The following is a 25,180-nucleotide window of genomic DNA, read 5'->3' on the forward strand; positions in this document are numbered from 1 at the left end:
CGACCTCAGTCGACGGTGAGGACGATCTTGCCCCGCAGGTGCCCGCGCGCGGCCCGCTCGTGCGCCGCGGCCGCCTTCTCCAGGGGGTACGTGCTGTCGATCGCGACGCGGAGCGTGCCGGCGTCGAGCAGGCGCGTGAGTTCGGCGAGCTGGGCGCCGTCCGAGCGGACCTGGGTGGCCGTGACCGTGACGCCCAGCCGCTCGGTCTCCTCGTCGTCGAACTCGGCGAGGTACACCGGGTACAGGGCGCCGCCGCGCTTGAGGGTGCGCAGGAAGCGCCGGCTTCCCGGGCCGCCGACGGTGTCCAGCACCAGGTCGAGGTCGTGCACGGACTCCTCGGGACGGACCTTCGTGTAGTCGATGACCTCGTCCGCGCCGAGCTCGCGCAGGAACGGCTCGTGCCCGCCCGAGGCGACGGCGATGACCTTCGCGCCTCGCCACTTCGCCAGCTGCAGGGCGAGGTGCCCGACACCCCCCGCGGCGCCGTTGACGAGCACTGTGGTGTCCGCGCCGAGGGGCATCGGCTGGTGCCGGGCTTCCTGGAAGGGGGAGGGGTGGTCGTGGCCGAGCTCGATCAGGAACTGCCACGCGGTCAGCCCCGCCATCGGCAGCCCGGCGGCGGTCACGTGGTCGACACCGGCCGGCTTGCGGGCGAGGTCGGTGACCGGCGCGGTCACGTATTCGGCGTACGCGCCGCTCTGGAGGTCGCCCGGGAAGCGGACGAGGCCGAGGACTTCGTCGCCGGCCGCGAACTCCTCGACGTCGTCGGCGACCGCCTCGACCACGCCCGAGACGTCCGTCCCCGGGATCAGGGGCAGGGTCAGCGGCGGCAGCATCCCGGGCGGCACGCCGGGCATCCCTTCGCGCACGTACCAGTCGGGGGGATTGACGCCGATCGCGTGGACCCGGACGAGCACCTCACCCGGTCCCGGCTCGGGCACCGGCACGTCGTCGTACCGCAGGACCTCGGGCCCGCCGAACTCGTGCAACCGGATCGCCTTCATCGTCCGTGGTGACACGGCCTTCTCCTGTCTGCGCAGCGGGTACGCTGAACGGATCAACGATCCACTTATGTGGACCACTGATCCGATTATGCGGATCAGTGGTCCGGATGTCAAAGGAGGCGGAGATGCGGGCGGACGCCAAGGCCAACCACGACCACCTGCTCGTCGTCGCGGGCACCGTCATCACCGAGCACGGCGTCGACGCCTCGATGCGTGACATCGCCCGCCGGGCCGGGGTCGGGCTCGCGACGCTGCTGCGGCACTTCCCGACGCGCGAATCGTTGCTGGAAGCCTTGCTGCGCACCAGTTTCGACGAGCTGACCGCGAGAGCGGACGCGGTCGAGGCGACGAGCTCCCTCGAGGACGCGCTGCTGGCGTGGCTGCGCGACTTCGTCGCGTGCACGACGAACTACCGCGGTGTGGTGACCTCGATGATGAACGCCATCGAGGACCCGGAATCCGCGCTGCACGACTCCTGCGTCACGATGCGCGCGGCCGGCACCCGCCTGCTCACCCGCGCCCAGGCCGGGGGCGTGGCCCGGACCGACATCGACGGCGCCGACCTGTTCGCCCTGGCCGCGTCCCTGGCCTGGCTCGGTGACCAGCCCGCATTGGAGCCCCGCGTCGACCGCCTCTTCGGGGTCGTGATGGGCGCCGTCCTGGTCAAATCGGGCTAGCCCGTCACGAGTGGGTCCAGTGGCCGAGCCAGGATTCGCGCCACGCCACCGTCAGCTCGCTCACGCCGTCCACCCCGGACCGGTCCACGTGGGCCTTCCACGCCTCCTCCAGTGACGCGCAGAGCTTCGACGCGGGTAGCTCGGCGCCACCCGAAGCGAACTGGCGCAGGGCCGACTTGGGCACGGCCAGTTTCGCTTTGCCCCGGATCACCGACTGCTCGGTGGCGCGGCAGATGAGGTACTCGACGGTGGTCAGCTCGGCCGCCGACGGCAGGGAGTCCGCCGGGGGCGCGATCTGGGCCAGCGCGCGGTAGAGGCAGTCCAGCGGGGCGGCGAGCCCCTGGTGCTGGCGGGCGATCTCCCACGAAACCCACACCGCCATGCAGTCGGGCATCTGGTACGGCCGGTAGGCGAACGCGGGACCGGCGAAGGTCTGGTAGTCGCCGGTCGGGTCCGGCGCGGCCGAGTCCGGCCCGTCGGGATCGGGCGGCAGGCCGAGCCGCTTGAACAGCTCGCGCAGCAGCCGGTACGGCCGGGCCGGGGTCGTGGACTCGCCGAGCAGCTTGCCCAGGATGCGGTTCAGCCGGTCGGCGGCCACGCCGTGGATCGCCAGCTGCAGGTGGACGAACGCGACGTCCGACAACGTCGTGCCCGCGCAGCCGACCACGCCCACCTGGGGGTAGCGCTGCAGGAACGAGACGATCGCGTGCGTGGAGCCGATCCGCGCCGGCCCGACGAACGTCACCGGCAGGCACGTGCCGATCCGCTGGCGGGACCGGAGATCCCCCTTGTACAGCGGGGAGAACTCGCCGTCGGCGTGGTAGACCTCGAACCAGTTCCCCTGCCGGTGCCCCGGGCGCGTGTCGGCGAGCCAGAAGCTGTACCCGTTCTTCTCGCACAGCTCCCGGAACCGGTCGGCCAGCTCGAACCGCGCGGCCGCGGACGCGTCCCGCAGCGCGATCGTGAACCGGACCGCCAGCGACGCGCACGGGGGCGCGACCTCCTTGCGGGTGCGGAGATCGTGGTTGCGGGTCTTCACGAGCGTCGGCAGCTGCGCCGGGCTCTGCAACGACAGCAGCGGCGCGTCGATCAGCGCGGCCGCGGCGTCGGAGATCTCGCTCGCCAGGTCGCGGATGGCCAGGCCGTGCCACTCGCACACCTCGCGCGCCGCCGGGTCGACCGCGATCAGGCCCTCGAAGGTCTGCGCGGACTCGTAGATGAACGTCGGGTTCGGCGACGTCGTCTGGTGGAACACCCAGGCGCCCGCCTGCTGTTGCGGGCGCTCCGCCGGCTGCCGGCCGTCGACGCGTTCGACGACTTCGGTGCCGTCCGGCGGTTTGCGGGTGCGGGTGCCGATCACGACGCCGGCGCCGTTCGTGGCCGAGCAGAGCGTCTCCAGGAAGATCGTGCCGCCGGAGTCCGCGGACACCAGCTCGCGCAGGTAGCCGTGGCGGGCCGCCGCGTGGTGCACCTCGAAGTCCACTTTGGTCACCGGCTGGCGCGCGATCTCGAAGCCGGCCCGCGCGAGGTCGGCCACGTTCCGCACGGAAATCCTCTGGTTGCGCACTTTCACCACCCCCCGGACGAGTCGAACCGCACGTCGGCTTCCAGCGGTTCGCGGCGGTCCCAGGCCCCGGCGCCCGCCCACCGCGGCGCCCCGATGCGCGAGAGCGGGATCGCCGATACGCGCCACGACACCTGGCTGAACAGCACCAGCGCGGCGAGCACCGGCAGCCCGACGGCGATCGTGAGCGTGACCTGCACGACCTCGCCCCGGCTCTGCGTCGCGACGGCCGCGGCGAACCCGGCGACGGCCGCGATGCTCAGCTGCACGAGCGCCTGCGGCAGCGTGCCGAGGTAACCGAGCACGGTCCGCCGCGGCGGCAGCGACAGCCGGCTGTAGAGGAAACCCGGCAGCAGCAGCAACATCGTGATCACCGACTGGCCGTCGCCGATGTGGCCGAGCGCCTCGGTGGCGGCCCGCCCGTAGAACCACGGACTGCCGACCAGCATCCAGCCGAGCACGAACGAGACCGTCGCCACGGCCAGCGCGTAGAAGGTCACGTTGAGCGGCCCGGACTTCGTGGAGTCCTTGAGCACGAGCGTCGCGCGCACCCGGACGTGGTCGCCGCGCACGTCCCGCCCGCCCGAGCGGCGCCAGTACGCCCGCGCCTCGTTGTCGGCGATGCCGTTGACGAGCACGAGGTCCTGCCCGAATTCCCGCTCGGTCAGCTCCCGCGCGGCCTCGCGGAGGTTCGCGGCGGTGAACTCCGGGTGCCGCCGCAGCGAGTTGTCCAGCTCGCCCGACTCCGTCCGCACCGCCTCGCCCGTCGTGGCCGCGGCGGCGAGCCGGTGACAGGCCGGCAGGCTGCGCGGGGACAGCTCGACGCCGGACTGGCCGGCCTCCCACTTGCGGCGGCGCACCAGGTCCGCCAGCCGGCGCAGCACGGTCTGCGCCTGCAGTTCCAGGATCTTGTGCCGGGCGCCGCCGGCTTCCTGCAGCGGGGCGGCGTCCTGCCGTTCGGCCAGCGAGACCAGGTCTTCGGTCAGGCCGTCCACCTGGTGCTGGTCGGCGTCGGTGGACAGGTACATCCGGGAGATCTCCGCCTCGGGCGCGGTCCGGGCCACCAGGTGGTAGGACTTCAGCGTGGCCGGGATCATGGTCTCGTAGCTCACGACGTACCCGCGGCGGCTGGAGGCCAGGCGCCGCCACTGCTCTCGCGCCACGGGCTGGCGCGCGTCGACGTGCAGCGGCGTTTCGTAACTGAGCCGGTGTTCCTCGACCGAGTCGTCGAGCGCCACCACCAGCATGTAGTCCCGGACGGCGACGTTGAGCAGGTAGGCGTATTCGACGAGCAGGTCGGCGCAGCCGGTGAGGATGTCCAGCGCCAGTTCCCGGCATTGCCTGCCGTACCCGGGAACCGTGCCGCCGGCCGGGGCCAGCGCGAACTCCTCTTCGGGGTGGTTCCGCTCGGTGAGCAGCGTCAGCAGCGCCTGCTGGATGAGCCAGCGCGGTTCGTGCACCTGGAACAGGAAGGTGTTCAGCTCGTGCTTGGCCGTCTGTGCGTTCTCGTCGCCGGCGAGGATCCCGCGCAGCAGCCGGTAGAGCCCGGCGGCGACCAGCCGGGACGCCTCGTGCTGGGTGAGCCGCGGCAGTTTCTGGCCGGCGCTGTCGAAGACGTCGATGGGGGAGACGTCGCGGCGCGGCAGCCGGGCCAGCGGTACCCACAGGGACCGTTGCCGCGCCGGCCTCGAGGTGGCCCGCTCGCCGTGTTCCTGGCCGATCAGGTCCTGCAGCTGCGCGGTGGCCTGGCGCTGGCCCTCGTCGAGGAGCTTGAGGCTGACGTCGACTTCGGTGCTGCGCCGCGCGGTCCCGTGCTCGACGACGGTCAGCCGTTCGGTCAGCCGGCGCACGTGGTTGAGCCGCAGCGAGGTGTCCAGGAGGGCCAGCCCGACCGCCGCGCCCTGGCGGGACAGCCGCGGCGGGGCGCCGGGAATGGGAATAGTTTCGATCGCGTGCCGGAGACTGTCGATGCCGTCCACCCCACTGAGAGTAGGAGGTGGGGCGCGTTGATACGAGAAAACGCCGGTACCCGGCGGAACTCAGTCCGCGGTCAGGTGCGCGAGCGAGGTGACGACGCGTTCGGCGATGTCCGGCGGCCACACGAAATTGGGGGACACCCCGCGCTGGTGGGCCAGCCCGTGCACGCCGAGCCACAGCGCGACCGTGTCGGCCGCGAGGTCGGTGCTCGTGGCGAGACCGGCTTCGACGCAGTCCGCGAGAGCGTCGTGGAGCAGTTCCATGCTCACCCGGCCGAGCGTGGACAGGTCGGTCTCGGTCACGGAACTCTCGGTCAGGTCGGGCATCCACAGCCCGCCGAACATCGTGCGGTAGCGCCCCGGGTGGGCCTCGGCGAAGGCCAGATAGCTGTCGCAGATGGCGAGGAGCCGCTGCCGGGGGCCGGGGGCGGCGTCGCGGGCGGCGCGGAGTTCGACGTCCAGTTCGGCGAAGGCGTTCTGCACGACGGCCAGCATGATCGCGGGCTGGTCGGGGAAGTGGCGGTAGATCGACGGCGCGGCGATCCCGACGTGCCGCGCGACGGAGCGCAGGGTGATGGCGCTTTCGTCACCGGTCTCGTCGAGCAATGCGACAGCCGCCGCCACGATTTCGTCGCGCAGGCGGGCGCCTTCCCCTCGGCGGTTGCGGGTGCGCGTCGCGCTCTTGTCGTCGTCCACACCGTGAGCTTACAGCACGAAACTTATGCGCGTTAACTCTCGTGAAGGCCGGCGAAACCGCGTCTGACCGCTCCGCTCCCTGAGAACCTCCGGTCCCGGCGTGCCTGTTCCGAAAGAACCCGGGACCTGCCGCCGAACCCTTGCGCCGGGTCACTCGTTGGGCGAGTATTTCCGCATTCTGCACGTGCAGGCGCGCGAGCAGCGGCACGGGCAAGGGCATGAGCAAGGGGGAGTGGTGACCGAGGTGGTACCGGCGGTGGCCGGGACGAGCGAAATCCCGGACGACGCGGTCCTGATCGAGGCGGTGCGCGGCGGGGACGTCGCGGCGTACGGCGAGCTCTACGACCGGCACCTGGTCGCCGCCCGGCGGGTGGCGGCCGCGATCGCGGCCGACGCGGCGGAGCGGGACGACCTGATCGCCGAAGGATTCACCCGCGTACTACGGATTCTGCGCTCGGGAGAGGGGCCGGACGAGGAATTCCGGCCTTATCTGCTCACCACGATCCGGAACACGATGATCACCTGGCGCCGGCGCGACTCGGCCGTCTCGGTGGTCGCCGAGGTGCCGGACGTGCTGCCGAGCGTGGGAAGCGACGAACAGGTGGGCAGCCGGCTGCACGCCACCGTCGCCGCGGCGGCGTTCGCCGGTCTTCCCGAGCGGTGGCGGACGGTGTTGTGGCGCACCGAGATCGAGGGCGAGTCGCCGGCGCGGATCGCGCGGGACCTCGGGATGTCGCCGAACAGCGTCGCCGCGCTGGCCTACCGCGCCCGGGAAGGGCTGCGCCAGGCCTACCTGGACCAGCACGTCCCGGCCTCGCAGCGCCGGAACTGCCGCGACGTCGGCGGCCAGCTGGGCCGCTGGGTGCGCGACGGGATCGGCCACCACAAGGCGAGCCGGATCCGGATCCACCTCGACGCCTGCGCGGACTGCCAGGAGCTGGTCGCCGGTCTCCGGCGGCTCAACGAGGAACTGCCCGCCGTCGTCGCGCCCCTCCGGCGCGCGGAGGCCGCGGCCTGACCGCGATCCGCGGCACCCGAAGGAAATAGCGGACACCAGCTGGCCGCTACCCGTGCGACGGTGCGTCCATGAAGACACGTCCCCTCGGCCGCGGCGGCATCCGGGTCAGCCCCTACTGCCTCGGCACCATGATGTTCGGCGGCGCCGGCAACGCCGACCGTGCCGAATGCGTCCGGATGACCCACCGGGCGCTCGACGCCGGGATCACCTTCATCGACACCGCCGACGTCTACGCCGGCGGCGAGTCGGAGGAGATCCTGGGCCTCGCGCTGCGGGACCGGCGCGACGACGTCGTCCTGGCCACGAAGGTCAACGGCCCGATGGGCGCGGACCCGAACCGGCGCGGCGGCTCCCGCCGCTGGATCGTCACCGCGGTGGAGGAGTCCCTGCGGCGCCTGGGGACCGACTACATCGACCTCTACCAGGTCCACCACCCCGACCCGGACACCGACATCGAGGAGACGCTCTCGGCGCTGACCGACCTCGTCCGCGGCGGCAAGGTGCGGATGATCGGGTCGTCCAGCCTGCCCGCGTCGGAGATCGTCGAGGCGCAGTGGGTCGCGGAACGGCGCGGGCTGCACCGCTTCCGCACCGAGCAGCCCACGTATTCGATCCTCAGCCGCGGCGTCGAACGCGAGGTGCTGCCCGTCTGCCGGCGCTACGGCATGGGCGCCCTGGTCTGGAGCCCGCTCGCCTCGGGTCTGCTCAGCGGCCGGTACCGCGCGGGGCGCCCGCCCGCGGCCGGCACCGAGCGGATGCGCTGGGTGCCCCGCTACCTGACCGACGAACGCAACCTCGACGCCGTCGAGCGGCTGGCCGTCCTCGCCGACGAAGCCGGCCTGCCGCTGGTCCGGCTGGCGATGGCGTTCGCCGTCGCGCACCCGGACGTCACGGCCGCGATCATCGGCCCTCGCACGATGGCGCAGCTGGACGACCTGATCGCCGGCGCCGGAACGACGCTCGAGGACGACCTCCTCGACCGGATCGACGAGATCGTGGCCCCGGGCACGGACGTCGCCCCGCTCGACATCGCCTACCACCCGCCGTCGACCACCGAACCGTCCCTGCGACGCCGGTCCCCGGAGTCCCGCGCGGCCGCGTGAGCCGGGCCCGGCGGTGGACAGGAGCACCGCGGACGTGCTGGGGTTGGGGGCGAAGCCGGACTGGGGTGGTCGGTGATTTTCCGCCCCTCGACGCCCGAGGAGCGCGGCCCTGAGCCTTTCGGAGTACCTCCGCGAGAACTGGATCGACGTCGTGAACGACGCGATCCTCCACGTGGACCTCACCCTCGCGGCGATGGCGCTGGCCGTGCTGATCGGGATGACGCTCGGCCTGCTCACCTACCGGCGGCGGTGGCTCGGCTCGATCGCGACCACGACGACCGCGGCGTTCCTGACCATCCCGTCGATCGCGCTGCTGGGCATCCTGATCGGCCCGTTCGGGCTCGGGCTGACGAACGTCCTGTGCGCGCTGGTGCTCTACGCGCTCCTGCCGATCACGCGCAACACGATCGTCGGGCTGCGCGGGGTCGACCCGGCCGTGGTGGACGCGGCGCGCGGGATGGGGCTCGGCCGCGCGCGGCTGCTGTGGCGGGTGCGGCTGCCGCTCGCGTGGCCGGTGATCCTCTCCGGCATCCGGGTCTCGACGCAGATCACGATCGGCATCGCGGCCATCGGCGCGTACGTCAAAGGTCCCGGGCTGGGCAACGAGATCTTCGACGGCCTCGGCCGGTTCGGCTCGGTCAACTCCCTGAACCAGGTGCTGACCGGGACGCTGGGGATCGTCGTGCTGGCGCTGCTGTTCGACCTGGCCTTCGTGGTGCTCGGCAAGCTGACCACACGGCGGCGTCCGCGCAAGCTCGCGATCGCGACCTCGGACGAGACGGCCGGGACCGCCGGCCGGACGATCGAGCTGCGGGAGCTCCGCAAGCAGTACCCCGGGCAGGCGGGGCCCGCGGTCGAGCGGCTCACGATGCGGATCCCCGCGGGCGAGATCGTCGTGCTGACCGGCCCGTCGGGCTGCGGCAAGACGACGACGATGCGGATGATCAACCGGCTCGTCGAGCCCACCTCGGGCGCCGTCACGATCGGCGGCACCGACGTCGCCGCGCTCGACCTCGACGAACACCGGCGCCACACCGGCTACGTCATCCAGCAGATCGGGCTCTTCCCGCACCTGCGCGTGGCCGCCAACATCGGCGTGGTGCCGCGGGTGCTCGGCTGGACGCGGCGGCGCGTCGCCGCCCGCGTGGGCGAGCTGCTCGACGTCGTCGGCCTGACCCGCGAGCACGGAACCCGGTACCCGCGCGAGCTTTCCGGCGGTCAGCAGCAGCGCGTCGGCGTGGCGCGGGCGATGGCCGCGGATCCGCCGGTGCTGCTGATGGACGAGCCGTTCGGCTCCACGGACCCGATCACCCGCGCCCGGCTGCAGGACGAATTCCTCCGCCTGCAACGGGACGTGCGCAAGACGATCGTGTTCGTCACGCACGACTTCGACGAAGCGCTCAAGCTCGGCGACCGGATCGCCGTGCTGCGGCCGCGGTCGGTGCTCGCCCAGTACGACACCCCCGAGGCGATCCTGGCCGCGCCGGCCGACGACTACGTCGCGGCCTTCGTGGGCTCGAAGCGGAACCTGAAGCGGCTCGCGCTGATCCGGGTGGCGGACCTCGAACTCGGGCCGCCGCGGGACGGCCTGCCCCCGATCCCGCGCGAGGCCACCCTCCGGGACGCGCTGGACACGATGGTGCGCACCGGAAGCACCGCGGTCGCCGTCACCGGCAACGGCCACGCGCTGGGGGTGTGCGACGTGCCGCGCCTGGTCGCGGCGCTCCGGCCGGCCGACGGCACGCCGCCACCCGCGGTGCCGGACGCCGTCGAAACGCCTGGCGTGGACCGGGTTCCACCGGCCCGGCCCCGGCGCCGGTCCGGGTTGCTGGTGCGCCCGGTCCTGCTCACCCTCGGCCTGCTGGCGCTGTTCCTGATCGTGCGCGCGCAGCCGCTCGACTCGATCGAACAGCGCTACCTCAACGCCGGCGAGATCTTCACCGAACTGGGCGCGCACCTGCGGCTCACGCTGATCTCGACGGTCTGCACCATCGTCATCGCCCTCCCGCTCGGCATCCTGCTCACGCGCGCCGGCGCCCGCTGGGCCCGGCCGATCGGCCTGGGCCTGTGCAACCTCGGGCAGGCGATCCCGTCGATCGGGCTGGTCGTGCTGCTGGCGCTCTGGACCGGCACGGGCACCGCGACGGCGGTGACGGCGCTGGTCGTCTACGCGACCTTGCCGGTGCTGCGCAACACGATCGTCGGGCTCGACGGCGTCGACCCGGCCCTCGTCGACGCCGCGCGGGGGATGGGCATGACGAAGACGGCGATCCTGTGGCGGATCGAGCTGCCGCTGGCCGTCCCGGTGATCCTCGCCGGGATCCGGACGGCGCTGGTGCTCACCGTCGCGAGCGCGACGCTGGCGACCTTCATCGACGGCGGCGGTCTCGGCGGCGGGCTCGTCGCCGGGATCGGCCTGTACCGCCCGATCCTGAGCCTGACCTTCGGCATCGTCGTCGCCGCGCTGGCGCTCTTCGCCGACTGGCTCGGCCTGGTCGCGGAGGAGGTCCTGCACCCGCGCGGTCTGTAGCTCTTCCCACGATCCCAGGAGGACCGACCCATGCTCCAGCGCACGACAGCCGCCGTGCTCGCGTTCGTCGCGGCGGCGGCGCTCACGGCCGGGTGCACGATCGGCAAGGACGACACCGGCGCCCAGGTGGGCGCGGGGTCCATCAAGAAGATCGACACGCTGAGCGGCGCGCAGATCCGCGTCAGCTCCAAGGAGTTCGACGAGCAGCTGCTGCTCGGCCAGATCGCGCTCGTCGCGCTGCAGGCGGCCGGCGCGAGCCCGCAGGACAAGACCAACATCACCGGTTCGAGCAACGTTCGGCAGGCGCTGACCAGCGGCGCGGTCGACCTGTACTGGGAGTACACCGGCACCGCCTGGGTCAGCTACCTCAAGCAGACCAAGCCGATCGTCGACCCGCAGGCGCAGTACGACGCGGTGAAGCAGGCCGACGTGGCCAACAACGTCACCTGGTGGGCGCGCTCGCCGGCCAACGACACCTACGCCATCGCCGGGAACCCGGCGACCCTCGCCAAGACCGGCGTCAAGACGATCTCGGACTACGCGGCGCTCGCGAAGAAGGACCCGGCGGCGGCCTCGACGTGCATCGGCCCGGAGTTCAAGAGCCGGGACGACGGCTTCCCCGGCGTGGAGAAGACCTACGGGTTCACCCTGCCCGAAGCCCAGGTGCACGTGCTCAACGACGCCGTCGTCTACCCGAGCATCGGCAAGGGCGATCCGTGCGGGTTCGGCTCGGTCGCCTCCACCGACGGGCGCGTGGCCGGGCAGAAGCTGACCGTGCTGGACGACGACCGGCACTTCTTCCCGACGTACAACCCGGCCATCTCGATCGCCTCGGCGGTCGCGCAGAAGTACCCGCAGCTGGAACAGGTCTTCACGCCGATCGCCGCGAAGCTCGACACCGCGACGCTCACGGACCTGAACAAGAAGGTCAGCGTGGACGGCCGGAAACCCGCCACGGTGGCGCACGACTGGCTCAAGGCGGCGGGCTTCATCAGCTGACCGGCATCCGGGTGAGTGGATAGTCATCCACTCACCCGCACGGTACTGCGGTGGTCGCGGCGCGACGGTACCGTCGTAGGGCAGCGGTTCCGCCCGGGAGCCGTCGCACCCCGAACCCGCGGCCCCGACCTGGGCCGGCGTGGGACCGGACTGGTGCCCCTGTGGTTTGGCCTCACGGTCTATCCGAGGAGGCCGTCCGTCGTGTCCGAAACCCGGCCGCACGACCCGTCCGGATCGACCGCGTGCTTCCGCATCACGACCAGCGCCGGCGCGACCGTGCTGGCGGCGGCGGGCGAACTCGACCTGACCGTCACCGACCGGCTCGCGGACCTGCTGGAGCGCGAACTCGGCCTGCGGCCGCGGGCGCTGGTGTTCGACGCGGAGTCGGTGACGTTCTGCTCGGCGCGCACGATGACGATCCTGGTGAAGACGGCGACCGACGCGAAAGCGGCCGGGATCCCGTTCGTGATCGTCACCCACCGGAGCGCGGTGCTGCGCCCGCTGACCGCGCTGGGGCTGGAACAGGACCTGCCGGTGTACGGCGACGTCGCCGGGGCCCTGGCGTGGCTGGAGTTGCTGCCGCAGCTGGCGGAACCGGTGACCGAAAGCTAGCTCGGTGCCCGGCCGCCGCCCGGCCGGCCGTGGTCGCGGACCAGAGCGTCCGCCATCAGCCGACCGCATGTAGCTGCCGGGAGGGGCGGCGAGGCGCGCACCCGCCTGCAACGGGGTTGGCCAGAGGCGGGATCAGAAGAGCGAAGTGTCGTGGTCACCGGACGCGCGGCGTTGCCGGGCCTCGCCGATCGCCTGGACGAGCAGGTCGCGCACCTCGGCAGGCTCAGCGATGCCCGCCAGCACCAACGGCAGGTGCCGGCGCTTGACCCGGTGACCGAACCTCGCGTGCGCCAGCAAGTACGGCTCGAGCTCGCCGAAGCTGATCGTACCGGTGCCGTTCCGTTCCGGGTGCACGACCGGGGGTTCCAGGTCGGCGAGATACACCGTACGCACGACCGGCCCCAGCAGGCCGCCGGTGGCCGTCACGCGGTGGTCGGTGATCGCGTAGGTTGTCCGCCGCAGCCGGACGATCCGTGCGGCGGGCTCCAGAAACACCAGGGCGCCGAACGCGATCGTCGCGGCCAGCGTCGTCGCTCGGTCGGCGGGCGTCTGGTCCGCGCGGCCGAACCAGGTCGTGACCCCGATGAGCGTACCCAGGACGAGGACGGCCATCGTGTGGTCGTAACGGTGGAAGATCGGCCGGTTCACCGGCTTTCCCGTCCACAGGACGTGTTCCCGCATGCCCCGTACACGTCGGGACCGGTGCCCGGGTTGCCTCGGACGCCGTCAGCGGAGCCGGACGTCGTGGCGGTGGCACCGGCGGCGCGCCGCCGGGATCCGGGCCGGGTCCCGGGCCGCCGTCAAGCCGGATGTCCTGGACCGCCTTGCGCCCGTAGCGGGCCGGCACCGTCACGGCGGCCGACCGGTGCCGTCCGGTGGCCGACCGGGCGACGTTACGTCGGCGTCGATCCCCGCCCGGTCCGGCGGCGAGTTCCTCCCCGGCGCGCACGTGAGGGCCTCACCGAAGGCGAAGCCGTCGAGCGCGGGCTACCGGTGAAGATCGTCGAGAAGGCCGTCGCGGACATCGCCGGGTTGCCGCGCGCCAAGATCGTCGGCCGAGGTCAGGCGGCGCGTTCCACGTCGTCGCCCTGGTACGGGCCGGGCTTCGGGCGCGGCTTCCCGCCCGGGAACGCGAGCCGCAGGATCGTGCGGTGCACCGTGCCCAGCTGACGGGAGAACGGCCCGGTGTTGTAGGGCAGGCCGTAGCGGCGGCAGATCTCCCGGACCTGCGGGGCGATCTCGGCGTAACGGCTGCTGGGCATGTCCGGGAACAGGTGGTGCTCGACCTGGTACCCGAGGTTGCCGCTCATCAGGTGGAACAGCGGGGAACCGGTGATGTTCGCCGCACCCACCAGCTGCCGGACGTACCAGCCGCCGCGGGTTTCGTCGCGGACCTCGTCCTGGCCGAACGTGTAGGTCTGGTCCGGGAAGTGGCCGCAGAAGATGATCGAGTGCGCCCACAGGTTGCGGATGATGTTCGCGGTGAAGTTCGCCCAGAACGTCGCGGCGAACGTGCCGCCGCCTTCCGCGCGGACCGCCTCGAGCTGGGCCCGCACCGCGCCCTTCCGGCGCCGCCCACCGGCCCGGTCCGCCAGCACCCGCAACCGGGAGCGGGGTTCGGGCTTCAGCAGCCGCCCCACCGCCGTGGCGGCCAGCGCGCTCACGAGCGGCCACCCGACGTAGTCCTTCAGGACCTGGTCGCGCGCCTTGCCCGAGATGCCCTTGATGTCGTGCCACACGTCCTTCATCGGCTTCTCGCCGGCGCGGATGGCTTCGACGTCGAGGTCGTGGACCGCGACACCCCACTCGAAGAAGGCCATCAGCAGCAGGTTGTACAGCGGTTGCGCCAGGTAGGCCGGGTGCCACTTCTGGTGCGGGTCGATGCGCATGATCTCGTACCCGAGGTCTTTGTCCTTGCCCCGGATGTTGGTGTAGGTGTGGTGGATGAAGTTGTGGGAGTGCTTCCACGCCGCCGCCGTCGAGGCGGTGTCCCAGTCCCATGTGGACGAATGGATGTACGGGTCGTTCATCCAGTCCCACTGACCGTGCAGCACGTTGTGCCCGATCTCCATGTTCTCCAGGATCTTCGCCACCGCCAGGCAGCCGGTGCCCGCCAGCCAGGCCGGCTTGGACCGGGAGCCGAGCAGCAGCGCCCGGCCGGCCACCGCGATCTGGCGGTGCATCCTGATGACGCCCTTGATGTAGCGGCGATCGCGCTCGCCCAGCTCACCGTGGACCCGGTCGTGGATGGCGTCGAACTCGCGGGCGAGTTCGTCCAGCTGAGCCGCGCTCAGGTGCGCGAACGGGTGGGTGGCTTCCTGGGACAGGGTGTTCTGCGTGGGCATGAGGTCCTTTCCTCGCTCAGAGTTCGACCGTGACCGGGCCTTCGGCGCCGTTGACGCAGGTGCGCACGATCTCGTTGTTCAACTGACTGACGACGTTGGTGCGCAGGTCGCGGATCCGGCCGTCCCGGATCGGCAGCACGCAGGTGTGGCAGACCCCGACCCGGCACCCGAAGGGCATGTCGACGCCCGCGTTCTCGCCCGCGACGAGGATCGGGGTGCCGGGCGGGCACTCCGCGTCGACGTTGCGGTGGGCGAACCGCACGGTGCCGCCCGAGCCGTCGGCGGAGTCGCCGCCGACGATCGGCTGGAACCGTTCGTGGTGCAGCCGATCGACGTCGCCGTGGCTCTTCCAGTGCGCTTGCAGCGCGTCGAGGAGCTCGCCGGGACCGCAGGCGTAGGTGTCGCGGTCGCGCCAGTCCGGGCACAGGGCGTCCAGGTCGGCGGGGGAGAACCGGCCGTCGCGGCTGGTGATGCGCAGTTCGAGGCGGAACCCCTCGTACTGCTTTGCCAGTGTGGCCAGCTCTTCGCCGAAGGTGACGCCGTCCGGCTCCCGCGCCGAGTGCACGTGGACGACGTCGCGCAGGCCGGGCCCCGGGCCCAGGTGACGCAGCATGCTCATCACCGGCGTGATGCCGCTGCCCGCGGTGACGAACAGCAGGCCGCGCTCGAGCCGGTCGGGCAGGGTGAAGGCCCCTTCGACCTCGCCGAGCCGCACGACTTCGCCGGGCCGGGCCCGCTCGACCAGGTACGGCGAGACGATCCCGCCGTCGACCTTCTTGGGGGTGACCGAGATGAGGCCGTCCGCGCGGTCCGGGCTCGACGTCAGCGAGTACGCGCGCCAGTGGTGGACGCCGTTGATGACCACACCCAGCCGGACGTACTGCCCGGGCCGGTGCCCGACCCAGTCGAAGCCCGGCCGGATCAGCACGGTGGCGGCGTCACCGCGTTCGGGCTCGACCCGCTCGACGCGGCCGCGCAGCTCCCGGGTCGACCACAGGGGGTTGATCAGTTCCAGGTAGTCGTCCGCCCGCAAGGGGGTGAACAGCCAGCGCACCGCGCGCAGGGCCCGGCGCCGCAGCGGCGACGCCGGGGGGCGCATTCCCACTTCGGCCATCAGGCACCGCCCCGCTCACGGCCGGCGGTCACGACCTCGTGGACCCAGCTGGTGACGATCATGCTGATTGAGTGTACAGGCGTGCACTCAACTTGCAGCCTGAGCGGCGATCAGTACGTGTAGCGGCGCACCGTCTCCGGGTGGATCACCAGGCGAAGCTGGTCGGCGGCCAGGATCCCGGCGAGGTCGGCGGCCCGCGCCGGGTCGTCGAGGTCCCAGTAGCGGGCGGCCAGCCGGCGGGCCAGGTCGTGGGCGCCATCGGGTTCCAGCGTGGTGCGGCCGGCGACCGAAACCCACCGCTCGCGTTCACCCACCGGCGCGGCGACGACGAGCGAGGCGCGGGGGTCGCGGCCCAGACGTCGCACCTTGAGCGCGTCCGGCTCCGTGAACAGCTGGAGCGTGCCTTCGCCGGTGGCCTCGAACCACACGGGCCGCGGCTGCGGCGGGAGCGGGGTCGCGGCCACGGTCAGGAAGCCGTGCAGGGGCCGGCGGAGGAAGTCGAGGTCCGGGGCGGTCAAGGAATCGGTGTCGCTGCTCATGACGTCGATTCAACGCGGCCGGCTCGGACAATCCCATAGGTGAAAGCCCGGATCGCCTGTCCATTCGTCTAACCTCGGTGCGGTGGACGTGTTCGACGACCTGATCCGCGGGGTGCGGGCCCACGGCTCGCTGTTCGGCAGCTCGACCCTGTCCCCGCCCTGGGCGCTGGAGTTCGTGGACGGCGCGCCGCTCACCCTGTGCACCGTGCTCGGCGGCGCGGGCTGGATCGTGCCGGAGCACGGCCCGCCCGAGCGGCTGCGCGCCCGCGAGACGGTCGTCGTGCGCGGCCCCGCGACGTTCACCTTCGTCGACGAGCTCGGCACCCCGGCCGAGCCGGTCGCGTGCGGTGAGTTCTGCGCGGCGCCCGAGGAGGGCGGCACCCGGCACCGGCGCGGCTGGACCGACGACAGCGGCGGCGCGACGACCTTGATCGTCGGCGCGTACCCGGTGCGCGGCGAGATCAGCCGCCGGCTGCTGGAGGCGCTGCCCGTCGTGCTGCGCGCGGACAGCGGGGGCACCGGGGACGCCGTGCTGGACCACCTCGCCGCCGAGGTCGCCGTGGACGCGCCGGGCCAGCAGGTGGTGCTCGACCGGCTGCTGGACTGGATGCTCGTCTGCACGCTGCGCGAGTGGTTCGACCGGCCCGGCGGCGAAGCCCCGGCCTGGTGGGCCGCCCAGCGCGACCCGGTGGTCGGCGACGCGCTGCGCCTGCTGCACGCCGAACCGGCGGCGCCCTGGACGGTCGCCGCGCTGGCCGGCCGGACCGGCGTGTCCCGGTCGACGCTGGCCAAGCGCTTCGCCGAGCTGGTCGGCGAACCACCGCTGACGTACCTGACGCGCTGGCGCATGACGCTCGCGGCCGACCTGCTGCTCGAGCGGGAGACGGCCACCGTCGCCGACGTCGCCCGCGCGGTGGGGTACGCCGATCCGTTCGGGTTCAGCGCGGCGTTCAAGCGGGTCCGCGGCGCCAACCCGAGCGAGTTCCGGCGTGCTTCTCCGGTGGGGCCGAGCGCCTGAATCCCGGCCTCACGGCCGGTGCGTGGTCTCGCGTACCCGGATGCCGTCGTCGTAGGCCGGGCGGTCCGACCGTCCACTGTGGCCGGCACGGGACGGGCCGCCGCGGCCCGGGCGACGGCCGGGGCGATCGACGGGCGTCGCCGTCCAAGAGGCGTACCAGCCGGCCGAGGGGGAGGTCGCCGGCGGGCAGGCCCGGTCGGCGCGTCGCGGGCCGGGCGGACCGGGCGCGGCGCGGGTGTCGGTAGGGTCCGGCACGGTGCACCGGGCGACGAGGGTCCTGGCTGCCTGCTCGGAGGGGAACGTCATGGCTGATCGGAACCCGGCCGCCGATCCGGTGGCCCCGGCGCCGGCCCGGCGCGAGACCGTGCGGCTCGCGGTGGTCGTCGGCGCCCTGGGCGTGGTGTTCGGCGACATCGGGACCAGCCCGATCTACACCCTGCAGACGGTGTTCAGCCCCAGTGACCCGCACCCCGTCCCGGTCAGCACGGACAACGTGTTCGGCGTCGTCTCGCTGATCTTCTGGTCGGTGATGATCATCGTCACGGTCACCTACGTGCTGCTGGCCATGCGCGCCGACAACGACGGCGAGGGCGGCATCATGGCCCTCATCACGCAGCTGCGGCGCTGGAGCGGCCAGCGCGGCGCCCGGACCGCGCTGGTGCTGTCCGGTGTGGGCATCTTCGGCGCGTCGCTGTTCTTCGGCGACAGCATGATCACCCCGGCGATCTCGGTGCTGTCCGCGGTCGAGGGGCTCAAAATCGTGCAGCCTTCGTTCGACGAGCTGGTCGTGCCGATCACCGCGGTCATCATCGTGGTGCTGTTCTTGTTCCAGCGCAAGGGAACCGCGACCGTCGGGCGGCTGTTCGGGCCGGTGATGATCCTCTGGTTCGTCACGATCGGGGTGTTCGGCATCGGCGGCATCGCCGGTAACCCGGAGATCCTGAAGGCGCTCCTGCCGACGTACGCGCTGGGCTTCCTGGCCGGCCACTTCGGGATCGCGTTCTTCGCGCTGGCCGCGATCGTGCTGTCGGTCACCGGCGCCGAGGCGTTGTACGCCGACATGGGCCACTTCGGCCGGCGGGCGATCACCCGCGGCTGGCTGTTCCTGGTGCTCCCCGCGTGCGTGCTCAGCTACCTCGGGCAGGGCGCGCTGATCCTCAAGGACCAGGCCAACGTCGCCAGCCCGTTCTTCCTGCTCGTGCCCGGCTGGGCGCGGCTGCCGCTGGTGCTGCTGGCCACCGCGGCGACCGTGATCGCGTCCCAGGCGGTCATCACCGGCGCGTACTCGGTCACGGCGCAGGCCGCCCGGCTCGGGTACCTGCCCCGGTTGCGGATCCGGCACACCTCGGAGTCGGAGATCGGCCAGATCTACGTCCCGTGGATCAACTGGCTGCTGCTGGTCTCGGTGCTGACGCTGGTGTTCGCGTTCCGCAGTTCGGCGGCGCTGGCCTACGCGTTCGGCATGGCGGTGACCGGCACGATCACCATCATGACCCTGCTGTTCTTCTACGTCGCGCGGGTGAAGTGGGGCACGCCGAAGTGGCTGATCGGCGTCGGCGCGACCGTGCTGCTCTCGGTGGACCTGCTGTTCGTCGCGGCCAACCTGACCAAGCTGGTCCACGGCGCGTGGCTGCCGCTGCTGATCGCCCTCACCGTGTTCACCGTGATGATCACCTGGCAGCGGGGCCGCCAGATCGTCACCGCGGAACGCGAACAGCACGAGGGCTCGCTGCGCGAGTTCATCGACGACCTGGAGAACAACAAGCCCGCCACGCAGCGCGTGCCGGGCACGGCCGTCTTCCTCAACCGCGGCAAGGTGACCGCGCCGCTGGCGATGCGGGCCAACGCGGAGCACAACCACGTCCGCCACGAGCACGTCGTGATCGTGTCGATCGAGACGGAGCCGGTGCCCCGGGTGCCGGAGGGCGAGCGCACCGTCGTCGACGACCTCGGCCACGCCCACGACGGCATCACCCACGTCAGCGCCCGGTTCGGGTACATGGAGCGCCCGGACGTCCCCGCCGCGCTGCGGTCCCTCGAACCGGCGGAGACGGAGGGCCGGCTCCAGGTGGACGACGCGTCCTACTTCCTGTCGAAGATCGAGCTGCAGCTCGGCAAGGAGCCGACCATGGCAGGCTGGCGCAAGCGGCTGTTCATCGCCACGTCGTACATCACCGCGGACGCGGCCGAGCAGTTCGCGCTGCCCCGCGACCGCACCGTCGTGATGGGCTCGCACATCGAGGTGTAAACCGAGCGACAGCCCGCGGGGACACCCAGGTCCTGGTGGGCTACACGAAGGTCCGCCACAAGCCGGCCGTGCGGTGGTCCACCGGGTCTTCCCGGACCGCAAGCACGCCGAGACAATGTTCCAGCCCTGCGTGCCCTGCGTGACAGGTCCGTCTCTGCCGCGACCTGGGAGGGGGAGCAGGACGGACCCTTGACTGACTGACTCGTTCAGTCAATACTCACCGCATGCGTGGACGGGTACAGCCGCGGCCGTTGGGTGAGATCGCGGCAGCCGCGGCGCGGGTGTTCACCGGCAAGGGCTACAAGGCGGCCGGGATCTCCGACGTGGCCGCCGCGCTCGGTCTGAGCCACGGTGCGCTCTACACCTATGTGGACAGTAAGGAAGCCTTGCTGTACCTGGCTTTCCTGCAGCTGGCCGAGCCGGAGACGCTGGCCGGGCTGAGCATTCCGGTGACCTCGCCGGGGCAGGCGGGGATCGCCGGGATCGACGCGCGGTCGGTGGCGTCGGCCGGGTTCCCGGCCCTGGACGCCGCCCTCGGCCGGCGCACCGGACCGGTCGCCGAGGAGCTCGGCGGGATCATCGACGAGCTGTACGCGTACATCGAAGGCCACCAGGGGTTGCTCGCGCTGGTCGAAAGCTGCGCGCGGGACATCCCGGAACTCGCCGAACTGCACTTCGTGCGTGGCCGGCGGGTCGTCCTGGACCGGCTCGGCGACTACCTGCGGCGGCGGATCAGGTCCGGGCACCTGCGCCCGGTCCCGGACGTGCCGACCTCGGCGCGGTTCCTCGTCGAATCCGTCGCCTGGTTCGCCTGGCACCGGCACGGCGACCCGGACTCGCTGATGCTCGGGGACGACGACTGCCGGCGCACCGTGCGCCACCTGCTGCTGGCGGCGTTCCTGCCGGCACCACCTCCTGGGGGAAATGACGATGACGCAGAAGGTTGAGGACACCGGGGAAACCGGAACCGGCGTGGTGTGGCGGCCGGTCCTGCTGATCGCCGGTGTGGTCGCGGTGATCCACCTGGCCGTGGCGGCCCGCTACGGCTGGCACCGCGACGAGTTCTACTACGTGCTCACCGGCCGCCACCCGGCCTGGGGTTACGTCGACCAGCCGCCGCTGACCCCGGCACTCGCGCGGCTGGCCGCCGCGTTGCCCGGCGGTGTGCTGCCGCTGCGGATCCTGGCCATCGCGGCCGAGGTCGGATGTGTGCTGCTGGCCGCGAAACTCGCCGCCGAACTCGGCGGACGGCGCCGGGCACAGCTCATCACGGCCGCCGCGGTGGCGGCCTGCCCGGCGTTCGTGGCCGCCTCGGTGCTGTTCGGCACCACCGTCGTCGACCAGGTGTGCTGGCTCGCCGTGCTGGTCGCGACGGCGCGGGCGCTGCGGCTGGGCACGATCCCGGCGTGGCTGCTCGCGGGCCTGCTCGCCGGGCTGGGCCTGGAGAACAAGGACACGATCGCCGCGCTGCTCGTCGGCATCGCGCTCGGCCTCGTCGTCACCCGGCGCGCGGTACTGCGCACGCCGGGGCCGTGGCTGGCCGCGGTGACGGCGTTGCTGATCGCGCTGCCGAACATCCTGTGGAACGCCTCCTACGGCTGGCCGTGGCCGGCTGTGCGGATGGCCGGGGTGCTGTCCGGCCGGGCGGGCAACGCGCTCACCCAGGTACCCGAACTGCTGGTGCTGCTGACCGGCCCGCCGCTGCTCGTCCTGGGTGTCATCGGCGTGCGCCGGCTGTGCGCCGTGGCCGGCCGCCCGCACCGGTGGCTGCTCGTGGTCGCGATCACCGCGGTGGTGTTCATCGCCGTCACCTCGGGCAAGTCCTACTACGCCGCCCCGATGCTGCCCGGCCTGTTCGCGGCCGGCGCGGTGCGGGTGGCGGAGGCGGACACCCGCGACGGCCGGCGGTCGTGGCCCATCGCGATCGCCGCCACGGCCGTCTTCGCGATCGTCATCGGGCTGCCCGTGTTCCCGCCGAAGGTCACGAACAGCATCGGCTTGAGCAGCACGGTGATGGAGACCTACGGCTGGCCCGAGTACGTGCGCCAGATCGTCTCGGTCGCGGACCGGTACCCGGCCGGCACGGTGATCTTCACCGGCAACTACGGCGAAGCCGGCGCGCTGAGCCTTCTCGGCCCGGCCGAGGGCCTGCACAACCCGGTGGGCAGCGGCCACAACGCCTACGGGTTCTGGGGTCCGCCGCCGGGCGGTGACGACACCGTGTTGTGCGTCGGCGAGTTCACCCCCGAGTACCTGCGCCGGTTCTGGTCCCAGGTCACCGAGATCGCGCCGCTCACCCTGCCGGACGGGCTGTCGGACGAGGAGACCCGGCAGGGCGCGGCGATGTACCTGTGCCGGCAGCCGCACGGCACCTGGGCGCAGCTCTGGCCCGATCTGGCGCACCTGGACTGAGCGGATTCAGCGCGTTTCCGTGCTTCGCCAGCCCTGCCAGCCGCGGCACAGGAAGTAGGAAGCCACGAGGATCACGACGAGGCCGAAGTCGACGTAACCGGCCTCGCCGGCTTCGGGCACGTCACCCAGCACCACGGCGATGACGACGAGCACGGACTTCTGCGCGAAGAGCACCTCCCACACCCCCCGCTGCGCCCGCGGTTTCCAGGCGAGCAGCGCGAACAGGCCCGCGACCAGCCAGAACGCGGTCATGCGCCAGTTTTCGATCCAGATCCGGTCGTCGGCCACCCGGCCGACGTACACCATCCCGCGGATGGCCGCGCCGACGGTGGCGAGCGCGGCGACGGCGAGCAGCCCGCGCCCGATCAGGTCCCGGGGCGACGTCGTGCCGCGGGTGCCGGGCGTGGTGTCCGTGGTGGTCATGGGTTCCTCCTGGGTGCTGGACGGATGCCCACGGTCGCACCGGAGGGCGTTCGTTCGCGTCGGCGGGAATCACCTAGGTAACGCGCCGCGAGGTTCGGTGACCGCGTCGCCTGCGGCCCCCGGCCCCGCTAGCATCCGGGGGATGCGGACGCCGGTGGACTCCCGTGGACCGCTCTTCGGCCGGCGCGCCGAGATCCGGCGGATCGACGAGCTGACGACCGCCGCGCGGGCGGGCGCGGGCGGGGCGCTCGTTTTCCGTGGTGAGGCGGGGATCGGCAAGAGCGCGTTGCTGGAGTACGCCGGGCAGACGGCCGGCTTCCGGGTCGTGCGGGCCTGCGGGGCGGAGTTCGAGTCGGAGCTGCCGTTCGCCGCCCTGCACCAGTTGTGCGTGCCGGTGCTGGCGCGGCTCGCCGACCTGCCCGACCGGCACCGCGACGCCCTGCGCGTCGCGTTCGGGCTCGCCGACGGCGTCCCGGACCTGTTCCGCGTCGGCCTGGCGACGTTGGCGCTGCTGGCGGCCGCGGCGGGGGAGCGTCCGCTGCTGTGCGTGGTCGACGACGCGCAGTGGCTGGACTCGGCGTCGTCGAAGGCGCTGGCTTTCCTCGCCCGCCGCGTCAGCGCCGAGCCGGTCGCGATGGTGTTCGCGGTCCGGTTGCCGGGCACGAGCGAGCTGGCCGAACTGCCGGGGGCCGTCGTCGACGGGCTGGCCGACACCGAGGCGCGGGAGCTGCTGGCGGCGCAGAGCCACGTGACGCTCGACGAGCGGGTGCGCGCCCGGCTGCTGGCCGAAGCGCGCGGGAACCCGTTGGCGTTGCTCGAACTCTCGACGTCGGACGGGTTCCCTTCGCCGGACGCGTCGTCCGTGCCGTCCCGGATCGAACGCGGGTTCCAGGCCCGGCTGGCGGACCTGCCCGCCGGCGCCCGGCTGCTGCTCACCCTCGCGAGTGCCGACCCGACCGGCGATCCGGGGCTGTTGTGGCCGGCCGCGCGGCTGCTGGACATCGACGTCCCGGCCGCCGGCGAGGCCGCGGCCGCCACCGGGCTGGTCGAGTTCGCCACCCGCGTCCGCTTCTGCCACCCGCTGGCGCGCTCGGCGGTCTACCAGGCCGCCGAGGCGAGCCGGCGGTACGCGGCCCACCGGGCGCTGGCCGAGGTCACCGACCCGGCCGGGGACCCGGACCGGCGGGCCTGGCACCGCGCCCAGGCCTGCGCCGGTCCCGACGACGACGTCGCCGCCGAGCTGGAACGGTGCGCGTCGCGGGCCCGGTCCCGGGGCGGTGTGGTGGCCGCAGCGGCCTTCCTGGAGCGCGCGGCCGCGCTGTCGCTGGACGCCGGGAAGCGGCTCGAACGGACGATCGTGGCGGCGCGGGCCGCACTCGACGCCGGCGCTCCCGACGCGGCGGCGGAGCTCCTCGCGGTCGTCGAACCCGCGGCGCTGGACGAGGTCCGGCACGCGCAGGTCGATCTCCTCCGCGGTCAGGTCGCCTTCCAGCGGCACCACGACGGCGACGGCCCGATGTTCATGGTGCGGGCCGCGCGGCGGCTCGCGGACCTGGATCCGGAGCGGTCGCGCGAGTGCTTCCTGGACGCGGTCGAGATGGGTCTGCTCGTCGGCCGGCCCGGCGGCGTGCTGGACACCGTCCTGGCCGCGGCCCGGTCCGCCGGGCCCGTGCCGCGGTCCCCGGACCTGCTCGACGTACTGACGCTCGTGGCCGAAGGAGACCATCGGGCGGCAGTTCCCTTGCTGCGCAAGTTATTCGACGACGAGGAGACTCCGATGTGGACCCGGCGCCCGGCGCTGGCGACCATGCTCGCGTCGGAGATGTGGGATCCGCACACCCAGACGGCGATCACCGAGTGGCTCGTGAAGACCGGCCGCGAGTCGGGCTCGCCGCTCGTCCTGCGGCTCGGCCTCGCCCAGGTGGCCTCGCAGGGCGCGCTGACCGGCGACTTCGGGCCGGCGATCGCGGCCATCGTCGAGGAGGAGGCGATCGCCGACGCGGTCGGCGGGCCGCCGATGCTGTACCCGCGGCTGCACCTCGCGGCGATGCGCGGCCGCCGCGACGAAGCCCTTCAGCTGTTCGAAGCCGCCACGGCGACCGCGACCGCCCGCGGCGCGGGGCAGCTGGTCGCCAACGTGCACTGGGCGTCGGCCGTGCTGCACAACGGGTTGGCCGACTACCCGGCCGCGCTGGCCGCCGCCCGGCAAGCCACCGCGCACGGCGACCTCTCCCTCGCCGGCGCGACCCTGCCCGAGCTCGTGGAGGCGGCCGTCCGGGCCGGTGAGCCCGGCGAAGCCGCCGCCGCCCTGGCGTCGTTGACCGAACGCACCGAGGCCAGCGGAACCGGCACGGGCCTCGGCATCGCGGCGTACGCCCGGGGCGTGGTGACCGGCGTGGAGGACCACTACCGCCAGGCCGTCGAGTGCCTGCGGGAGAGCCCGCTGCTCCCGTACCGGGCGCGCGCCCATCTCCTGTACGGGGAGTGGCTGCGCCGCGAAGGCCGCCGGCGCGACTGCCGCGAGCACCTGCGCACCGCCCACGAACTCCTGTCGGGTGCCGGGCTCGAGGCGTTCGCCGAGCGCGCGGCGAAGGAGCTGCGCGCCACCGGCGAAACGGCCCGGGCCCGGTCGGCGCGCACGGCCGACCAGCTCACCATGCAGGAGACGCACATCGCGCGCATGGCCGCCACCGGCGCGACGTCCAACGAGATCGCCGCGCAGCTGTTCCTCAGCCCCCGCACCGTCGACGCCCACTTGCGCAACATCTTCCGCAAGCTCGGCATCACGTCCCGCCGGCAGCTGCGGAACCAGCCGGGCCTCGACCGCTGACGCGCCGGTGTCCCGCGGGGAGCCGCACCGGCAGCGGGAACCTGTCGAATCCATCTCCGGTTTCGCGGCCGC

The 25,180-nt window shown here is 72.6% G+C and carries 20 protein-coding genes; 11 read left to right on the top strand and 9 right to left on the bottom strand.

The features are described from left to right. Positions 1–5: 5 nt before the first annotated feature. Positions 6–1,019 (bottom strand): NADP-dependent oxidoreductase, encoded by a 1,014-nt coding sequence (locus OG494_RS08000; RefSeq protein WP_328453462.1) that lies wholly within the window; start codon positions 1,017–1,019, stop codon positions 6–8. A 110-nt stretch (positions 1,020–1,129) separates the two neighbouring features. On the opposite strand from OG494_RS08000, the gene OG494_RS08005 reads away from it, so the two are divergent. Then, positions 1,130–1,681: a TetR/AcrR family transcriptional regulator gene (locus OG494_RS08005; protein WP_328453463.1), complete on the top strand. Its 552-nt coding sequence runs from the start codon at positions 1,130–1,132 to the stop codon at positions 1,679–1,681. 4 nt (positions 1,682–1,685) lie between these two features. Here OG494_RS08005 and OG494_RS08010 read toward each other — a convergent pair whose 3' ends face one another. Genes OG494_RS08010 through OG494_RS08020 form a run of 3 tightly spaced genes read right to left on the bottom strand, consistent with a single transcriptional unit; the run spans position 1,686 to position 5,917 of the window. Further along, positions 1,686–3,227: a hypothetical protein gene (locus OG494_RS08010; RefSeq protein WP_328453464.1), complete on the bottom strand. Its 1,542-nt coding sequence runs from the start codon at positions 3,225–3,227 to the stop codon at positions 1,686–1,688. Between the two features lie 23 nt (positions 3,228–3,250). Then, complete coding sequence (locus OG494_RS08015) at positions 3,251–5,224, bottom strand: hypothetical protein (protein ID WP_328453465.1); 1,974 nt, start codon at positions 5,222–5,224, stop codon at positions 3,251–3,253. 60 nt (positions 5,225–5,284) lie between these two features. Next, positions 5,285–5,917: a TetR/AcrR family transcriptional regulator gene (locus OG494_RS08020; RefSeq protein WP_328453467.1), complete on the bottom strand. Its 633-nt coding sequence runs from the start codon at positions 5,915–5,917 to the stop codon at positions 5,285–5,287. 235 nt (positions 5,918–6,152) lie between these two features. Between OG494_RS08020 and OG494_RS08025 the strand changes: the two genes are divergently transcribed. The 5 genes from OG494_RS08025 to OG494_RS08055 all read left to right on the top strand — a co-directional run bounded on the left by OG494_RS08025 (position 6,153) and on the right by OG494_RS08055 (position 12,179). Beyond that, positions 6,153–6,935, top strand: coding sequence for a sigma-70 family RNA polymerase sigma factor (locus OG494_RS08025; protein ID WP_328453469.1), 783 nt, complete (start codon positions 6,153–6,155; stop codon positions 6,933–6,935). Between the two features lie 68 nt (positions 6,936–7,003). After that, entirely contained in the window at positions 7,004–8,038 is a 1,035-nt protein-coding gene (locus OG494_RS08030) for an aldo/keto reductase (protein WP_328453471.1), read from the top strand. 151 nt (positions 8,039–8,189) lie between these two features. Continuing rightward, the gene (locus OG494_RS48330) at positions 8,190–10,568 is read left to right on the top strand and encodes an ABC transporter permease subunit (RefSeq protein ID WP_442874392.1); all 2,379 of its coding nucleotides are present in this window, start codon (positions 8,190–8,192) and stop codon (positions 10,566–10,568) included. Positions 10,569–10,598: 30 nt separating this feature from the next. Further along, positions 10,599–11,567 (top strand): glycine betaine ABC transporter substrate-binding protein, encoded by a 969-nt coding sequence (locus OG494_RS08050; RefSeq protein WP_328453474.1) that lies wholly within the window; start codon positions 10,599–10,601, stop codon positions 11,565–11,567. A 201-nt stretch (positions 11,568–11,768) separates the two neighbouring features. Continuing rightward, positions 11,769–12,179 (top strand): STAS domain-containing protein, encoded by a 411-nt coding sequence (locus OG494_RS08055; RefSeq protein WP_328453476.1) that lies wholly within the window; start codon positions 11,769–11,771, stop codon positions 12,177–12,179. A gap of 132 nt (positions 12,180–12,311) precedes the next feature. Here the strand turns inward: OG494_RS08055 and OG494_RS08060 are convergent, their stop codons facing one another. From OG494_RS08060 to OG494_RS08075, 4 genes are all read right to left on the bottom strand, one after another. Further along, positions 12,312–12,860: a hypothetical protein gene (locus OG494_RS08060; RefSeq protein ID WP_328453478.1), complete on the bottom strand. Its 549-nt coding sequence runs from the start codon at positions 12,858–12,860 to the stop codon at positions 12,312–12,314. Between the two features lie 380 nt (positions 12,861–13,240). Then, a complete protein-coding gene (locus OG494_RS08065) occupies positions 13,241–14,524 on the bottom strand; it encodes a fatty acid desaturase family protein (protein WP_328453480.1) in 1,284 nt (427 codons plus the stop codon). 16 nt (positions 14,525–14,540) lie between these two features. Further along, positions 14,541–15,638 carry a ferredoxin reductase gene (locus OG494_RS08070; protein WP_328453482.1) on the bottom strand — a complete coding sequence of 366 codons (1,098 nt, stop codon included), beginning with the start codon at positions 15,636–15,638 and terminating at the stop codon, positions 14,541–14,543. Positions 15,639–15,748: 110 nt separating this feature from the next. After that, a complete protein-coding gene (locus tag OG494_RS08075) occupies positions 15,749–16,177 on the bottom strand; it encodes a pyridoxamine 5'-phosphate oxidase family protein (RefSeq protein ID WP_328453483.1) in 429 nt (142 codons plus the stop codon). An 82-nt stretch (positions 16,178–16,259) separates the two neighbouring features. Here OG494_RS08075 and OG494_RS08080 point away from each other — a divergent pair, with 82 nt between their 5' ends. The 4 genes from OG494_RS08080 (at position 16,260) to OG494_RS08095 (ending at position 21,855) form a co-directional block, all read left to right on the top strand. After that, positions 16,260–17,195 carry an AraC family transcriptional regulator gene (locus tag OG494_RS08080; RefSeq protein ID WP_328453484.1) on the top strand — a complete coding sequence of 312 codons (936 nt, stop codon included), beginning with the start codon at positions 16,260–16,262 and terminating at the stop codon, positions 17,193–17,195. Positions 17,196–17,499: 304 nt separating this feature from the next. Beyond that, complete coding sequence (locus tag OG494_RS08085) at positions 17,500–19,443, top strand: potassium transporter Kup (RefSeq protein ID WP_328453486.1); 1,944 nt, start codon at positions 17,500–17,502, stop codon at positions 19,441–19,443. 224 nt (positions 19,444–19,667) lie between these two features. Next, entirely contained in the window at positions 19,668–20,390 is a 723-nt protein-coding gene (locus OG494_RS08090) for a TetR/AcrR family transcriptional regulator (protein ID WP_328453488.1), read from the top strand. Beyond that, positions 20,374–21,855 carry a glycosyltransferase family 39 protein gene (locus tag OG494_RS08095; RefSeq protein WP_328453490.1) on the top strand — a complete coding sequence of 494 codons (1,482 nt, stop codon included), beginning with the start codon at positions 20,374–20,376 and terminating at the stop codon, positions 21,853–21,855. The genes OG494_RS08090 and OG494_RS08095 overlap by 17 nt, the downstream gene beginning before the upstream one ends. 6 nt (positions 21,856–21,861) lie before the next feature. Here the strand turns inward: OG494_RS08095 and OG494_RS08100 are convergent, their stop codons facing one another. After that, positions 21,862–22,278, bottom strand: coding sequence for a hypothetical protein (locus OG494_RS08100; protein ID WP_328453492.1), 417 nt, complete (start codon positions 22,276–22,278; stop codon positions 21,862–21,864). Between the two features lie 142 nt (positions 22,279–22,420). On the opposite strand from OG494_RS08100, the gene OG494_RS08105 reads away from it, so the two are divergent. Further along, the gene (locus tag OG494_RS08105) at positions 22,421–25,108 is read left to right on the top strand and encodes a LuxR family transcriptional regulator (RefSeq protein ID WP_328453494.1); all 2,688 of its coding nucleotides are present in this window, start codon (positions 22,421–22,423) and stop codon (positions 25,106–25,108) included. Positions 25,109–25,180: the final 72 nt, after the last annotated feature.

This window comes from Amycolatopsis sp. NBC_00438 (genome assembly GCF_036026695.1).
Lineage (GTDB): Bacteria > Actinomycetota > Actinomycetes > Mycobacteriales > Pseudonocardiaceae > Amycolatopsis.